The 15,217-nt window shown below is 61.4% G+C and carries 12 protein-coding genes; 10 read left to right on the forward strand and 2 right to left on the reverse strand.

The annotated features are described in order from the left end of the window. The first annotated feature begins 76 nt into the window (after positions 1-76). The 8 genes from ACYU70_RS04335 (at position 77) to ACYU70_RS04370 (ending at position 10,215) form a co-directional block, all read left to right on the forward strand. Positions 77-1,696 carry a Na+/H+ antiporter gene (locus ACYU70_RS04335; protein ID WP_342299945.1) on the forward strand — a complete coding sequence of 540 codons (1,620 nt, stop codon included), beginning with the start codon at positions 77-79 and terminating at the stop codon, positions 1,694-1,696. A 90-nt stretch (positions 1,697-1,786) separates the two neighbouring features. Beyond that, entirely contained in the window at positions 1,787-2,689 is a 903-nt protein-coding gene (locus tag ACYU70_RS04340; protein ID WP_342299943.1) for a helix-turn-helix domain-containing protein, read from the forward strand. 117 nt (positions 2,690-2,806) lie between these two features. Further along, the gene (locus ACYU70_RS04345; protein ID WP_342299941.1) at positions 2,807-3,760 is read left to right on the forward strand and encodes a helix-turn-helix domain-containing protein; all 954 of its coding nucleotides are present in this window, start codon (positions 2,807-2,809) and stop codon (positions 3,758-3,760) included. Between the two features lie 141 nt (positions 3,761-3,901). Next, a complete protein-coding gene (locus ACYU70_RS04350; RefSeq protein WP_342299939.1) occupies positions 3,902-4,747 on the forward strand; it encodes an SDR family NAD(P)-dependent oxidoreductase in 846 nt (281 codons plus the stop codon). Positions 4,748-5,056: 309 nt separating this feature from the next. Beyond that, positions 5,057-5,698 carry a (2Fe-2S)-binding protein gene (locus ACYU70_RS04355; RefSeq protein WP_342299938.1) on the forward strand — a complete coding sequence of 214 codons (642 nt, stop codon included), beginning with the start codon at positions 5,057-5,059 and terminating at the stop codon, positions 5,696-5,698. A 21-nt stretch (positions 5,699-5,719) separates the two neighbouring features. Next, positions 5,720-6,703, forward strand: a complete 984-nt coding sequence (locus ACYU70_RS04360; protein ID WP_342299937.1) for an FAD binding domain-containing protein — start codon at positions 5,720-5,722, stop codon at positions 6,701-6,703. A 166-nt stretch (positions 6,704-6,869) separates the two neighbouring features. Next, positions 6,870-9,206 (forward strand): xanthine dehydrogenase family protein molybdopterin-binding subunit, encoded by a 2,337-nt coding sequence (locus ACYU70_RS04365; protein ID WP_342299936.1) that lies wholly within the window; start codon positions 6,870-6,872, stop codon positions 9,204-9,206. A gap of 148 nt (positions 9,207-9,354) precedes the next feature. Continuing rightward, entirely contained in the window at positions 9,355-10,215 is an 861-nt protein-coding gene (locus ACYU70_RS04370) for a fumarylacetoacetate hydrolase family protein (RefSeq protein ID WP_342299934.1), read from the forward strand. A gap of 20 nt (positions 10,216-10,235) precedes the next feature. Here ACYU70_RS04370 and kduD read toward each other — a convergent pair whose 3' ends face one another. Then, positions 10,236-11,006 carry a 2-dehydro-3-deoxy-D-gluconate 5-dehydrogenase KduD gene (kduD, locus tag ACYU70_RS04375; RefSeq protein ID WP_342299932.1) on the reverse strand — a complete coding sequence of 257 codons (771 nt, stop codon included), beginning with the start codon at positions 11,004-11,006 and terminating at the stop codon, positions 10,236-10,238. A 268-nt stretch (positions 11,007-11,274) separates the two neighbouring features. Between kduD and ACYU70_RS04380 the strand changes: the two genes are divergently transcribed. Continuing rightward, positions 11,275-11,733: a VOC family protein gene (locus tag ACYU70_RS04380; RefSeq protein WP_342299930.1), complete on the forward strand. Its 459-nt coding sequence runs from the start codon at positions 11,275-11,277 to the stop codon at positions 11,731-11,733. Between the two features lie 7 nt (positions 11,734-11,740). On the opposite strand, the gene ACYU70_RS04385 is transcribed toward ACYU70_RS04380, so the two are convergent. Further along, entirely contained in the window at positions 11,741-13,204 is a 1,464-nt protein-coding gene (locus tag ACYU70_RS04385) for a Gfo/Idh/MocA family protein (RefSeq protein ID WP_342299929.1), read from the reverse strand. Between the two features lie 326 nt (positions 13,205-13,530). Between ACYU70_RS04385 and ACYU70_RS04390 the strand changes: the two genes are divergently transcribed. Then, positions 13,531-15,207, forward strand: coding sequence for a GMC family oxidoreductase (locus ACYU70_RS04390; protein WP_342299928.1), 1,677 nt, complete (start codon positions 13,531-13,533; stop codon positions 15,205-15,207). Positions 15,208-15,217 lie beyond the last annotated feature (10 nt).

A 15,217-nucleotide genomic window follows, 5' to 3' on the forward strand; every position in this document is an offset into this window, starting at 1 on the left:
ACGAACCCACAGGTAGTGAAGTACCTTGCCAGAGCCCAGCGTTGGGCTTTCGTTGTTTCATTTCCGGCGTCGCCCCATGCAAAACCTGTTCTTTGAGTTCGTCTTTCTGGTCCTGATTATTCTGGCGCTGGTGATGCTGGCCCAGAAGCTGCGGCTGGCCTACCCCGTTGTGCTGGTGCTGGGCGGGCTGGCGCTCAGCGTCACGCAGTTGTTTGATAATATTAAGATTGACCCGGAAATAGTGTTTCTGGTGTTCCTGCCACCGCTGCTGTACGAGGCGGCCTGGCAGGTGTCGTGGAAGGAATTCTGGAAGTGGCGGCGGGTGATTGCCAGCTTCGCGTTTCCGGTGGTAATCATCACCTCGTGCATTGTGGCGGTGGTGTCGCACGCGCTGATTCCGGGGTTCACGCTGGCGCTGGGGTTTCTGCTGGGCGGCATTGTGTCGCCGCCCGATGCCATTTCGGCCACCACCATTATGAAGCAGGTCAAGGTACCGCGCCAGATGCTCAGCATTATTGAGGGCGAAAGCCTGCTCAATGATGCGGCCTCGCTGATTGTGTTTCGGTTTGCGCTGGCGGCAGTGCTCACCGGGCAATTCGCGTTTAGCGCGGCGGCGGGCAGTTTTTTCCTGGTTATTGTGCTGGGCACCGCCATTGGGCTGGGAATTGGGATGGTGTTCTATGCCATTCACCGCTGGCTGCCCACTACTCCCAGCATCGATACGGTGCTGACGCTGCTCACGCCCTACTGCCTGTATTACGCGGCCGAGCATTTCCACTACTCCGGCGTGCTGGCGGTGGTGAGCGGCGGCCTGCTACTGTCCAGCAAGCGCCATTCGATGCTGACGTATCGCAGTCGCATCGAGAGCATTGATGTATGGTCGGTGCTGAGCTTCGTGCTGAACGGGCTGGTGTTTCTGCTCATCGGGCTGGAGCTGCCCACCATCACGCGGGAGTTGGACGCTGGCCTGGGCCCGGCCATCGGCTACGGCCTACTCATCTCGCTCACGCTGGTGGTGGGACGGCTGCTGTGCTCGTTTGGCGCGGTGCTGGTCACGATGTTTGCCAGTCGCTTCATCACCGTAGCCGATGCGAACCCCGGCTGGCGCGGGCCGATAATCCTGGGCTGGGCGGGCATGCGCGGGGTGGTGTCGCTGGCCGCCGCGCTGTCCATTCCGCTACTCACGCCGCAGGGCCAGCCCTTTCCCTACCGCAACCTTATCCTGTTCATCACCTTCGTGGTTATTCTCGTGACGCTGGTTTTCCAGGGCCTGACGCTGCCCTGGCTAATTCGGAAAGTAAACCCCGAGAACCGGCATCAAACAATTCCAGAGGAGCGCCAGGAGCTGATTCTGCAGAAAAAGCTGGCCCTGCAAGCCCTAAGCTATGTAGAATCGGCGGCTGGCCCCGACGGCTCGCCCAACGACGACTATCTGCACAACCTACGCACCCGCCTCCAGCTCGATGCGGCGTTTTTTACCCAAGAGCTGGAAGGTTCGGAAGGCCCGCCCGATGAAACCTTACACCGCTTCCACCGGCACTACCTGACGCTGCTGGAGCAGCAGCGCACCCTGCTGCACGAGATGAACCACCGCATGGAATTTGACGAGGAAATAATTCGTAAGCACCTCACCATTTTGGATTTGGAGGAGTATAAGCTGCGCGAGAAGCAACTGCAAACGACCGGCGCAGAGTAGCCGAACGTAAACTTATCAATTCCCCTTTTACGCAAGCCGCCGGATACGTCCGGCCGGTGTTTGCAACCGTTTCTTTTTACCATCCGGCCCATGAATACCGAATCAGCCCCCGCGCCCCCGCCCCGCCAGCTCGGCACGCATCAGGACCTCAATGCCCAGGAGCTGAAGCTGAAAGGCTTCAAGGCCTACGAAGTCGACACGGCCGTGAACCCCGGCCCCACCTACCGCCGCCGCGATTTCTACAAAGTGGCCCTGGTCACCAGCCATTGCACCGTGCACTATGCCGACCGCAGCATCGAGCTGAACGGCAACTGCCTGATGTTCGCCAACCCGCACATTCCGTACTCCATCGAGCTGCACGCCCCGCGCCTCACGGGCTATTCCTGCCTTTTCACCGAGGCTTTTATGAAGGAGAATGACCGGTCGGAAAGCCTGCAGCAGTCACCGCTGTTCAAGGTCGGCGGCACGCCCATTTTCCACCTCGATGCCGTGCAGGCCGCCTATGCCCAAAGCATTTTTCAGAAGATTCTAGCCGAACAAGGCACCGAGTACCTGTTCAAAAACGACCTAATCCGCACTTACATCCAGCTCCTGATTCACGAGGCGTTGCGCATGCAACCGGCCGAAACCTTCCTCCAGCACAAAAACGCCGCCTCGCGCATCACCACGCTTTTTCTGGAGCTGCTGGAGCGGCTGTTCCCCATCGAGAGCCCGGATAAGGCCCTGCCGCTGAAAACTGCCCAGGACTTTGCGGCCCAGCTCGCGGTGCACGTCAACCACCTGAACCGGGCCGTGAAGGAAGTCACCGGCCGCTCCACCACCGCCCACATCGCCGAGCGCGTCATCGGCGAAGCCAAAGCCCTGCTGCACCACACCGATTGGGACGTGGCGGCCATCGGCTACGGCCTGGGGTTTGAGTACTCGTCGTACTTCAACAACTTTTTCAAGAAGCACACCGGCAGCACGCCGCTGGCTTTTCGGCGGGCGGTGTGAGTTTTTTAGCACGTCGTGCTGAGCGCAACAGAAGCATGAGGTACCGGGGGTTGTTCTTTCCTTCTACACTCTCAAAGTTCGCCAAGGCTCATTATTTGATTTGCGTACCTTTGCCGGATGCAAAATCCCGAAACCGTCGACCAGTTTTTTCAGCATCAGGGCAACCCGCAGTTGAATTTTGCACCCCAACATGTGTCGGTGGCCACCACGGGCCGCTTCAATGTGTACGACCGAGCGCTCTTCTGCAACCGGGAGATGAGCTACAGCCGGCGCGACTTTTTCAAGATTTCGCTGATGACCGGCGCGGGGCGCATCAACTACGCCAGCCGGGGCGTGCTCATTGACCGGCCGGCGCTGGTGTTCTCCAATCCGCAGGTCCCGTTTTCGTGGGAACCGCTTTCGGAGGCGCAGGGAGGCTACTTCTGCCTGTTTACGGAGGACTTTTGGAGCGGCTCCGAACGGGCCAGCAGCCTGCATGAGTCGCCGCTGTTCCGGGTGGGCACCGACCCGGTGGCGTTTGTGGATGAAGCGCAGTTTGAGACGTTTGCCCAGCTCTACCGCAAGATGCTGCAGGAGATGGAATCGGGCTACGCCTACAAGCAGGACCTGCTGCGCACCTACCTGAACCTGCTCATCCACGAGGCGCTGAAGATGCAGCCCCAAACCACTTACTACCAGCACCCCAACGCGGCCACGCGCATCGTTGCGCTGTTTCAGGAGCTGTTGGAGCAGCAGTTTCCCATCGATGCGCCCGACCACGGCATGAAGCTGCGCACGCCCGGCGACTTCGCCCGGCACCTCTCCGTGCACGTCAACCACCTGAACAAAGCCGTGCGCGAGCTGACCGGCAAAACCACCGGCACCCACATTGCCGAGCGCATCGTGGGCGAGGCCAAAGCGCTGCTCCTGCACACCGACTGGAGCACGGCCGAAATTGCCTACGGCCTGGGCTTCGAGTACCCCAACTACTTCAACAACCTCTTCAAGAAGCACACCGGCCTGACGCCTTCGGCCCTGCGGGCGCAGCTTGGTACAGATGCCAGCCGCCCGACCGCCCTGGCGCGAGGCTGATTGATTTTCTTACTGAATGGATTGATTCGTGTGGTGGGGCTGGCGGCAAGCCGGGGGACCTTTGTACTGCTTCCAGAAGGAAGCTGAAACGATTCCACCGCCGCTGGCTAGCCCCACTAACCAGCCCCAACGAACCAACCCATGACGGATAAAAAAGTATGGCTCATCACCGGCGCGGGCCGGGGTCTGGGCGTTGATATTGCGAAAGCCGCGCTGGCGGCGGGCCACGCCGTGGTAGCCTCCGGCCGTAACCCCGCGAAGGTGGCCCAAGCCCTGGGCACCGCCGATAACCTCCTGGTAGTGAAGCTGGACATCACCCAGCCGGCCGACGCGACGGCGGCCGTGGCGGCGGCCATCGAGCGCTTTGGCCGCTTGGATGTGCTGGTGAATAATGCGGCTAATTTCTATGCGGGCTTTTTTGAGGAGTTGAGTCTGGAGCAGATGGACAAACAGCTGACCACCAGCCTTATCGGCCCGATGAACGTGACGCGGGCCGTGCTGCCCGTGATGCGTCGGCAGCGGGCGGGGCAGGTGATGACCATTTCGTCCACGGCCGGGCTGGTGGGTTTTGAGTTCGGAGCCGCTTACGCCGCGTCGAAATTTGCGCTGGAGGGTTGGATGCAGTCGTTGCAGGCCGAAGTCGCGCCGTTTGGCATCGACACCATTGTGGTCAATCCAGGCTTTTTCCGCACCGAATTGCTAACCGAAGAGTCCACCAATTTCGCCGAAAACGCCATTGCCGATTACGACGAGCGGCGGGCGGCGCAGGTGCAGTTCTGGCGGGGCTACAACGGCCAGCAGTCCGGCGACCCGGCTAAACTGGCGCAGGCCCTGCTCACCATTTCAGGCCAGGAAAATCCGCCCCGCCGCTTTCTGGCCGGAGCCGATGCCATTGCCACCGCCGAGCAGGTGGCCGCTGAGCTTCAGCAGCAGCTCAACGCCTACCGGGAGCTGTCGTCGTCGCTGGCTTATGATGAAGCTGTTTAGCAATTCAAAAGGCCTTCATGCGGAGCGGAACCGAAGCATAACGGCCCTAAATAATTTCGACAGCCTTTACGAAAAGCACATCGGCCGCTTTCCGTAAAGGCTGTTTGATTAGTGTAAGTATCTGTTTGAAAGCTATAAGAATTAGCGGGTCGGGGAAAAGACCTTTGGTAAATTCATCCGTAAAAAGCAATACACTTTAGCAGCACCCTGACGGCCTGTTGCTTGCGGCCAAAAGAACGGCTACTACTTGAGTCGATTTTGGTGTCGGCGCATGTGGACTTCTCACTTCCCTCCTCCTACTCCTCCGTTATGACCTCCGACTTATTCCCCATTCCTGATACACCCGGCGAATCGTACCCCGACAACGGCTCGCGCCGCTCCTTCATGAAGCAGGCCGGCGGCATTCTGGGCTTGGCACTGGCGCCGCCGCTGGTGGCCCAGGCCGAACGCCTAACGGCCTACGCCAAAACCATCGAAGGCGTCACCGACCTCACGCTACGCATCAACGGCCAGGCCCGCACCGTGCGCGCTGAGCCCCGCGTAACCCTCCTCGACGCCCTGCGCGAACGGCTCGACCTGACCGGCACCAAAAAAGGCTGCGACCACGGCCAGTGCGGAGCCTGCACGGTGCTGGTCGATGGCCAGCGCGTGAACTCCTGCCTCACCCTGGCCGTGATGGTCCAGGGCAAGGAAATAACCACCATCGAGGGTCTGGCCAAAGGCGACGAGCTGCACCCCATGCAGGCGGCCTTTGTGAAACACGACGGCTTCCAGTGCGGCTACTGCACGCCCGGCCAGATTATGAGCGGCGTGGCCTGCGTGCGCGAGGGCCACGCCAAAACCGACGACCAATGCCGCGAATGGATGAGCGGCAATATCTGCCGCTGCGGGGCCTACGCCAACATTCTGGCCGCCGTGCGCGAAGTTGAAAATAGCGGTTTCAAAGGTTAACAGAACGTCATACCACATAATATGAACGACTTCAGCTACACCCAGGCCGCATCAACCAAAGAGGCCACCGGCTTTCTGAAAGACAAGCCCCAGGCGGCCTACATCGCCGGCGGCACCACGCTGCTGGATATGATGAAGGCCAACCTGGCCGAGCCGCCCCACTTGGTCGATATCAACCAACTGCCCTTCAAAGGCATCGAGCAAACGGCCGACGGGCTCCGCATTGGCGCGATGGAGCGCATGAACACCGTGGGCGAGCACGCGCTGGTCGTGCAGCAGTTTCCGGCCGTGTCGCAGGCGCTGCTGCTGGCGGCCTCGCCGCAGCTGCGGAATATGGCCAGCATTGGCGGGAATATGTTGCAGCGCACCCGCTGCGGCTACTTCCGCGATGCGGCATTTCCGTGCAACAAGCGGGTGCCCGGCTCGGGCTGCCCAGCCCTGGAGGGCGACAACCACAACCTGGCCATCCTGGGCGTGAGCGAGAGCTGCATTGCCACCGCCTACCCCGGCGACCTGGCCGTGGCCCTGGCCGCCTTCGATGCCGTGCTGACCCTGGAAAACCAGAAGGGCAAGCAGCGCCGTGTGCCCGTCACGGAGTTTTACCTGCTGCCCGGCAAAACGCCCCAGAAGGAAACCGTGCTGGAATCCGGCGAATTGATTGTAGCCGTGACCATTCCAACCACCGCCCACGCCCAACACTCGACCTACCTGAAGGTGCGCGAACGGAGCAGCTACGCCTACGCGCTGGCCTCGGCCGCCGTGGGCTTGGACGTGCAGGCGGGCACTATCCGCGCGGCGCGGGTGGCGCTGGGCGGCGTGGGCGCGCAGCCCTGGCGCTCCCGCGAGGCCGAGAAAGTGCTGACCGGCGCACCAGCGACGGAGGCTACGTTTCGGGCGGCGGCGGCAGCAGCCTTGCAGGACGCGCAGCCGCAGGAGCACAACCGTTTCAAGGTAGAACTGGCGCAGAACACGCTGGTGCGCGCCTTGCAGCAGGTGGCGGGGTAACATCCTCAGCATTTTAGTAAGACAGTATTTTAGTAAGAACGTCATGCTGAGCGCAGTCGAAGCATCTCTACTGCGCAACTAATCAATGCCGTTGCAACGAAGCGGCAGAGATGCTTCGACTGCGCTCAGCATGACGTTCTTTTATCAGCATCAGGCACTACAAACCATGGAATTCGAACCAACCTTCTCCGAAACCAACCCCCAGGCCGGCGTGGTGGGCCAGCCCATGAGCCGCGTCGATGGCTGGGCCAAGGTGACGGGCCACGCCACCTACTCGGGCGAGTACAACCGGCTGCCGGGCCTGGTACACGCCGTGCTCAAAACCAGTGACGTGGCCAAAGGCCGTGTTCAAAATATCGATACCAGCGCGGCCCAGCGCGCGCCGGGCGTGCTGGCCATTTTCACGCACGAAAACCTGCCCAAGCTGGCCAAAACGCCCAACTCGCCCGACGACCGGAAGGCCTTCGTATCCTCGCCAATGAGCTTTTTCCCGATGGCGTCGGACCAGATATATTACGCCGGCCAGCCGGTGGCCGTGGTGGTGGCCGATACGCTGGAGCGCGCCCAGTACGCGGCTAGTCTGCTGAAAGTGAGTATTGCGCCGGAGGTGCCCGTGTCCTCTTATTTCGACCCGAAGGCCCAGCTGTATATTCCCAAAACCGTGAAATACATGCCCGGCGTAACCAAGCGCGGCGACGCGCAAACGGCCTTTGCCAGCGCCCCGGTGCAGCTCACGGCCACCTACACCCACGCCACCATCCACCACAATCCGATGGAGCCGGGGGCCACCACGGCCCACTGGGAAGCGCCCGACCGCCTCACGGTGTACGACGCCACGCAAGGAGTTTTGGAAACTCAGAAGACGCTGGCCGCCATGCTGGGACTGGCCACTGAGCAGGTGCGGGTGGTCTGCAAATTCATCGGTGGCGGCTTCGGCTGCAAGGCATGGGTGTGGCCGCATACCGTGCTGGCCCCGCTGGTAGCCCGGGCCGTAGGCCGCCCGGTGAAGCTGGTGCTCACGCGCCCGCAGCAGTTCACGAGCATGGGCCACCGCGAAGAACAGTCCCAGACGCTACGCCTCGGGGCCACGCGGGAGGGCAAGCTGCTGGCGCTCATCCACGACAAGTCGTCCACGACCTCGCCCTGGGATGACTACGCCGAAACCAACAGCCGCATTACCAACATGCTCTATGCGCTGCCGACGTTCGAGGGCACTTACCATCTGGCCCAGGCCAATGTGATGACGTCGACCTCGACCCGCGCGCCCGGCGACATGCCCGGGGCTTTCGCTATCGAGTCTTCGATGGATGACTTGGCCTATCAACTGGGCATCGACCCCATCCAGATTCGGCTGCTGAACTACGCCGAAAAAGACCCCACCAACGGCCACCCCTGGAGCAGCAAGAGCCTGAAACAGTGCTACCAGCGCGGGGCCGAGCTCATGGGCTGGAACCAGCGCAACCCCAAAAACGGCCAGACCCGCGACGGCAAGCTCCTGGTAGGCTACGGCATGGCCACGGCCAGCTACCCGGTGCACAACTCGCAGGGCAACGCCCGCGTGCGCCTCTACGCCGACGGCCACGCCGTGGTGCAGGCGGGGGCCACCGACCTCGGCACCGGCACCTACACCGTGATGACCCAAGTAGCCGCCGATTCGCTGGGCCTGCCACCCGAAAACATCCGCTTCGAGCTGGGCGATACCAACCTGCCGAGCACTCAGTGGTCGGGCGGCTCCACGGCGGCGGGCCGGGTGTCGTCGAGCGTGTATCTGGCAGCGCAGGATGTGTGGCAGCGGCTCATCAAGCTGGCCGTGATGGACAGCAAATCGCCGCTGTTCCGGGCTAAGCCGGCCGACGTGGTGATGGAAAAAAGCCGCCTGCATCTCAAAGCCGACCCCAGCAAGGGCGAGGCGTTCAGCGAAATCATGAAGCGTGCCGGCCTGGGCGACATCGAAGGCAGCGCGCTGGGCCGCTACGGCAGCGGCTACGAGGCCGCCCAAGCCACTGCCGTAGCGGACCCGAGCAAAAAGGACCACGCCAGCGAGCACTCCATGCATGCCTTTGGGGCGCACTTCTGCGAGGTTCATGTTGACCCCGAACTGGGCACCGTGCGCGTGACCAAATGGGTGAGCGTGATTGCCGGCGGGCGCATCCTCAACCCCAAAACGGCACGCTCGCAGGTGATGGGCGGCAGCATCTTTGGCATCGGCGCGGCCCTGATGGAAACCACCGAGCGCGACCCGCATTACGCCCGCTACACCAACGCCGACCTGGCCGGCTACCACGTCCCCGTGAATGCCGACATCCCGGACATGACCGTGGAATTCATTGACGAGCACGACCCTTACGTAAATGCCATGGGCGTGAAGGGCATCGGCGAAATCTCCATCGTGGGCACCAGCGCCGCCGTGGCCAACGCCGTGTTTCACGCCACCGGCCGCCGCCTACGCTCCGTACCGATGACACCGGACAAGGTGCTGGCCGCGTTGCGGGAGCCGGTGTAGGGTACGGGCTGTTGGTTTGAAACATGTAGGCATCCGGCTGAAAGCGTCGGTCTGGTCCCACTCCCGTCATGGGGGTGGGGCCATGCTTTGACTACGCTCTGCATGCCGTTCTTTTACTATCCGAATCCATCCTTGCACCGCCTCCCCAATGAAACTCATCCGCTACGGCCAGCCCGGCCATGAGAAGCCGGGCATCATCATCCAGGACCAAAAGTTCGACGTTTCGGCCTTCGGCGAAGATTACAACGAAGCCTTTTTTGCTACCGATGGCCTGCACCGGCTCGCCGAATTCCTGCAAGCCCACGAAGGCCGGCTCGCGCCCATCGCCGCCGGCGAACGCCTCGGCCCGCCCGTGGCCCGGCCCTCCAAAATCCTGTGCATCGGCCTGAATTACGCCGACCACGCCCGCGAAACCGGGGCCACGCCCCCACCCGAGCCGGTGCTGTTCATGAAATCGACCACCGCCTACGCGGGGCCGAACGACGACCTCATCATCCCCAAAAACTCGACGAAAACCGACTGGGAAGTCGAGCTGGCTGTGGTCATCGGCCGGCGTGCTTCTTATGTAGAAGAAGTTGATGCCCATGAGTATATCGCCGGCTACACGCTGCATAACGACGTGTCGGAGCGCGAATTCCAGCTGGAGCGCAGCGGTACCTGGGACAAGGGCAAGGGCTGCGATACCTTCGCACCCGTCGGCCCGTTTATGGCCACGCCCGATGAAATCGGCGACGTAGACGACCTACGCCTCTGGCTCTCCGTGAATGGCCAGATGATGCAGGACGGCACCACCGCCAACCTCATTTTCAAGATTCCCTTCCTGATTTCCTACCTCAGCCAGTTCATGACGCTGCTGCCCGGCGACATCATCTCGACCGGCACGCCCGCCGGCGTGGGCCTCGGCATGAAGCCGCCCGTGTACCTCAAGCCCGGCGACGTGGTGGAGCTGGGAATCGACGGCCTTGGCACCTCGCGCCAAGAGGCAAAAGCCTATTCACCATACTCCTGAAGTATAAAACCTGGCTATAATTACCGCCCCATCCAGCCGCCATCCACGGTAAGGATGGTGCCGTGCACGTAGTCCGAAGCAGCCGAGGCCAGGAACACGGTGGGGCCTTTGAAATCCTCCGGCGTGCCCCAGCGGCCGGCCGGGATGCGGCCCAGAATGGTCTGGCTGCGCTCTTCGTCCTGGCGCAGAGCGGTGGTATTGTCGGTGGCGATGTAGCCGGGCGCGATGGCATTCACATTCACGCCCCGGCCGGCCCATTCGTTGGCCAGCGCCTTCACCAAGCTGCCCAGGGCACCCTTGCTGGCCGCGTAGCCGGGCACGTTGATACCGCCTTGGAAGGTGAGCAACGAGGCCGTGAAAATAATTTTGCCGCTGCCCTGGCGCAGCATCTGGCCGCCAATGGCGCGGGCGAGGCGGAACGGCGCGTCGAGGTTGATGGCCAACACGTCGTCCCAGTCCTGGTCGGAATGTTCGACGGCTGGGGCGCGACGGATGGTGCCGGCGTTATTAACAAGGATGTCGATACGCGGAAAATCCCGCTGCACCTGCGTGATGAAAACATCGGTGGCGGCGCGCTGGCTGAAATCAGCCTGGTAGGCGTGGAAATCGCGGCCCAGCGCCCGCACCTGGCGGCCGGTATCGCCACCATCGGCCGCCAGCGTAGCCGATACGCCGATGATGTCGGCCCCGGCCTCGGCCAGCCCCAGGGCCATGGCCTGGCCAATGCCCTTATTACAGCCGGTTACCAGCGCGGTTTTGCCAGTCAGGCTGAAGGCGGAATTGATGTTCATGCAGGAAGGAAGGGCGGACTGAAAAATTGAACTGCCCAAAAGTAGCGCCACCCGCCCGGCGCACTCTACCGCACTCTACTGAATTTTAATGGCGCTGAGCCCATACGTCAAGAATAACCCAAACAGATTCAGCCATTCTTCAAACGTGCATTCAGTACGACAAGCATCTGCAAGTCAGAAAAATGGGATGCCGGCGGCTCGAAAAATAATTGCACCTTGCGGCAGCTTTCACCGGTCTGTTTGTGCAGCCCCAAATACTTCCTGAATTATGAAAAAAACGCTTTTTGGCAGCTTGTTGGGGCTAATTGTCGCCTTGGGCAACGCGGGCTCTGTTTTCGCCCAAAGTACGCCAACGGTCAGCCACGTCGCGCTTTACGTCTTCGACCTGCGGAAAAGCGTGGATTTCTACGGCAAGGTGCTGGAGCTGCAGCAGATTCCGGAGCCCTTCAAGGACGGCCGCCACGTCTGGTTTCGGATGGGGCCGCACAGCCAGCTGCACATCATTCAGGGCGCGGCCAAAGTAGAGCCGCACGACAAGAACATGCACCTGGCTTTCAGCGTGAAAGACCTGAAAAAATTCACCGCCCATCTCGACCAGCTCGCCACCGTCTATGGCAGCTGGGCCGGGCAAGCCAAAGAATCGACAGCCCGCCCCGACGGCGTAAAACAGGTGTATTTGCAGGACCCGGATAACTACTGGGTGGAAGTGAACGACGACCCATTTTAGCCCCCCCCTACCAGCCGGGCCGGTACGTGCGCTTCACAAACTGGTTGGCCTCCTCAAAATTGGTGACGCGCAGTTGCTGCGGGTCCCAGAGCAGCTCGATGCCCCGGCCGGGGTAGTCGAAGCCCACGCCGGTGGTTTTAGGGCGCTGAATATCGTAGCCGCGAATGGCGAGGTTGGCCATGAGCAGGGCTTCGGTGAGCGGACCGGCCAGCTCGAAAGGCGAGCTGACGGCTTTGTTGCCGTAGCCGGCCAGGCAGGCTTCGACCCACTGCGCGTAATGGCCGTTGGCACCATCGGGCACACGGTCCAACTTGGGTTTCACGTGCACCTCTTGGTTGCGGGAAAGTGGCAGCAGGCGCGGGTCGGCGGAGTAGATGCTGGCCATCATCTTGCCCTTTTTGCCGATGAACAGGATGCCGTTGCCGCCGTCGCCAAACTTCTCGTTGGGGCCCAGTTCCTCGGGCCGCTCGGGCTGAATGCCGCCGTCCATCCAGTGCATGGTGACTTCGTGCTTGGTCTTATTCGTCTTGGGAAACGTGAGTGTGACGTGGCTGGATGGTGGGCAACTTTCGGGGAAATAGCCGCGCTTAAACTCGTCCACATACACGCTTCCCACGCTGGCCTGCACCGCCGTGGCGTAGCCCAAATTCAGCACCCGAAATGGCGCTTCCATGAGGTGGCAGCCCATGTCGCCGAGCGCACCGGTGCCGTACTCCCACCACCCGCGCCAGTTGAAGGGCACCAGCTTATCCACGTAGGGCCGCTGAGGCGCGGTGCCCAGCCACAAGTCCCAATCCAGCTCTTTGGGCACGGCGGTGGCCGGCGGGGGCCAGGCAATGCCCTGCGGCCACACCGGCCGGTCGGTCCAGCAATACACGGTGTGCACCTCGCCGATGAGGTGGGCGTCATACCATTCCTGGAGCTGCCGCACGCCGTCGCCCGATGCGCCCTGGTTGCCCATCTGGGTCACCACTTTGTAGCGCTTGGCGGCCTCGGTCAGGGCGCGGGCTTCGTAGATATCGTGGGTGAGGGGTTTTTGCACGTAGACGTGCTTGCCCAGTTGCATGGCCGCCAGCGTGATAACGGCATGGTTGTGGTCGGGTGTGGACACCGAGACGGCATCGAAATTCTTGCCTTCCTTATCGAGCAGCTGCCGCCAGTCCTTATAATACTTCGCCTGCGGAAAGGCCTGCACCGAGCGGGCGGCGCGGCGGTCGTCCACGTCGCACAGGTAGCCGATGCGGACTTTGCCGGTTTTGGCGAAGGCGGCCAGGTCGCTTTCGCCCTTGCCGCCCACGCCCACGCCGGCCACCACCAGCTGGTCGCTGGGCGCGGTGTAGCCCCGGCCGCCCAGCACGAAGCGCGGCACAATCATAAAAACAGCCGCCGCGGCAGCGCCCTGCTTGAGGAATTCGCGCCGCGACGGGGCTTCGGGCAGGTTATTCAGCGGCGTTTCAGGGAGCTTGCTCATAGGTAGTTAGTGGATTTTTTCAACTGGGGAAGGAAGCCTGGCAGTCAATCAGCAGAATTGACCAAATCACTAGCAATGAACCCTTTGCATTACTTTAAAATACAATCTGCTAATAGATTGGATTGCGCCCTCGATACCTTGGTAAGTGGGTGGACACTCATCATTAGCAATATTATGTAAATTATTGGTCCCGTAGTGGTTGGCCGGCAACAAATTATTTTATATTTGCTCGCACTGCGTGGCCCGTACTGCTCGTCGGCCTGATGCCAGCAGATGAGACTCCGATTGGTTCCTTTCTCAAATTCCACATCATTTGCTAGCGTAACATGGAAAAAAATACGTACGATGCCATTGTCATCGGGTCGGGTATCTCGGGTGGCTGGGCCGCGAAGGAACTGACAGAAAAGGGTCTCAAAACCATTATGTTGGAGCGCGGCCGCAACGTGGAGCACATCAAGGACTACGTGAACGCCAACAAGGCCCCGTGGGAATTTGAGCATCGGGGTGGCAAAACCCAGAAAATGATTGCCGACTACCCGGTATTGAAGCGCGACTACACCCTCAACGAAACCAACCTCAGCTACTGGGCCAGCGACAAGGACAGCCCCTACGTGGAAATTAAGCCCTTCGACTGGTTCCGGGGCTACCAGGTGGGCGGCCGCTCACTGATGTGGGGCCGGCAGTCGTACCGCTGGAGCGACTTCGACTTTGAGGCCAATGCTAAAGACGGCATCGCCGTGGACTGGCCCATCCGGTACAAAGAAATGGCCCCGTGGTACAGCTACGTGGAGAAATTTGCCGGTATCAGCGGCTCAAAAGAGGGCCTACCGCAGCTGCCCGACGGCGAGTTTATGCCGCCCATGGAGATGAACGTGGTGGAAAAGGACGTGGCCGCCCGCATCAAAAAGCACTACGAGCACCGGCGCATGGTCATCGGCCGCACGGCCAACATCACGGTGCCGCACCACAACCGCGTGAACTGCCAGTACCGCAACAAATGCTGGCTGGGGTGCCCGTTCGGGTCGTATTTCAGCACGCAGTCGGCCACGCTGCCGGCCGCTGTGGCCACCGGCAATCTCACGCTGCGGCCGTTTTCCATCGTCACCAAAATCCTCTACGACAAGGACACCAAGCGCGCCAAGGGCGTGGAAGTGCTTGATGCCGAAACCAACCAGACCGTTGAGTATTACGCCAAGGTAATCTTCCTTAATGCCTCGGCCCTGAACTCGGCCTGGGTGCTGATGAACTCGGCCACCGACATCTGGCCCGGCGGCCTGGGCAGCAGCAGCGGCGAGCTGGGCCACAACCTGATGGACCACCACTTCCGGGCCGGCGCGCACGGCGACGTGGTAGGCTTCGAGGACAAATACATATATGGCCGCCGCGCCAACGGCATTTACATTCCCCGCTTCCGCAACCTGTTTGGTGATAAGCGCGACTACATCCGCGGCTTCGGCTACCAGGGCAGCGCCGGCCGCGAGGGCTGGAGTCGTGAAATTCCGGAAATGAGCATCGGCGGTGATTTCAAGGATGCCCTCACCGAGCCCGGCAAGTGGACCATGGGCATCACCGGCTTCGGCGAAACCCTGCCCTACCACGACAACCAGATTAGCCTCGACAAAACTAAGAAGGACAAGTGGGGCCTGCCCGTACTGGCCATCGACGCCAGCATCCGCGACAACGAGCAGAAGATGCGCATCGACATGATGGCCGACGCGCAGGAAATGCTGGAAAAAGCGGGCTTGAAGAACGTGAAGACCTATAACAACGGCTACAACCTGGGCGGCGGCATCCACGAGATGGGCACCGCCCGCATGGGCCGCGACCCTAAAACGTCGGTCCTCAATGCCCACAACCAGATTTGGGATGCCCTGAACGTGTACGTAACCGACGGGGCCGCCATGACGTCGGCCGCCTGCCAGAACCCCTCGCTGACCTACATGGCCCTCACGGCCCGCGCCGTGGACCACGCCGTGAGCGAGCTCAAAAAGCAAAACCTCTAAACCGTCCCCC

This window comes from Hymenobacter segetis (assembly GCF_054776495.1).

Bases quoted from the DNA above. Each gene is read 5' to 3' on its own strand.
- ACYU70_RS04335 (WP_342299945.1), top strand. From the start codon at position 77: ATGCAAAACCTGTTCTTTGAGTTCGTCTTTCTGGTCCTGATTATTCTG.
- ACYU70_RS04340 (WP_342299943.1), top strand. From the start codon at position 1,787: ATGAATACCGAATCAGCCCCCGCGCCCCCGCCCCGCCAGCTCGGCACG.
- ACYU70_RS04345 (WP_342299941.1), top strand. From the start codon at position 2,807: ATGCAAAATCCCGAAACCGTCGACCAGTTTTTTCAGCATCAGGGCAAC.
- ACYU70_RS04350 (WP_342299939.1), top strand. From the start codon at position 3,902: ATGACGGATAAAAAAGTATGGCTCATCACCGGCGCGGGCCGGGGTCTG.
- ACYU70_RS04355 (WP_342299938.1), top strand. From the start codon at position 5,057: ATGACCTCCGACTTATTCCCCATTCCTGATACACCCGGCGAATCGTAC.
- ACYU70_RS04360 (WP_342299937.1), top strand. From the start codon at position 5,720: ATGAACGACTTCAGCTACACCCAGGCCGCATCAACCAAAGAGGCCACC.
- ACYU70_RS04365 (WP_342299936.1), top strand. From the start codon at position 6,870: ATGGAATTCGAACCAACCTTCTCCGAAACCAACCCCCAGGCCGGCGTG.
- ACYU70_RS04370 (WP_342299934.1), top strand. From the start codon at position 9,355: ATGAAACTCATCCGCTACGGCCAGCCCGGCCATGAGAAGCCGGGCATC.
- kduD (WP_342299932.1), bottom strand. From the start codon at position 11,006: ATGAACATCAATTCCGCCTTCAGCCTGACTGGCAAAACCGCGCTGGTA.
- ACYU70_RS04380 (WP_342299930.1), top strand. From the start codon at position 11,275: ATGAAAAAAACGCTTTTTGGCAGCTTGTTGGGGCTAATTGTCGCCTTG.
- ACYU70_RS04385 (WP_342299929.1), bottom strand. From the start codon at position 13,204: ATGAGCAAGCTCCCTGAAACGCCGCTGAATAACCTGCCCGAAGCCCCG.
- ACYU70_RS04390 (WP_342299928.1), top strand. From the start codon at position 13,531: ATGGAAAAAAATACGTACGATGCCATTGTCATCGGGTCGGGTATCTCG.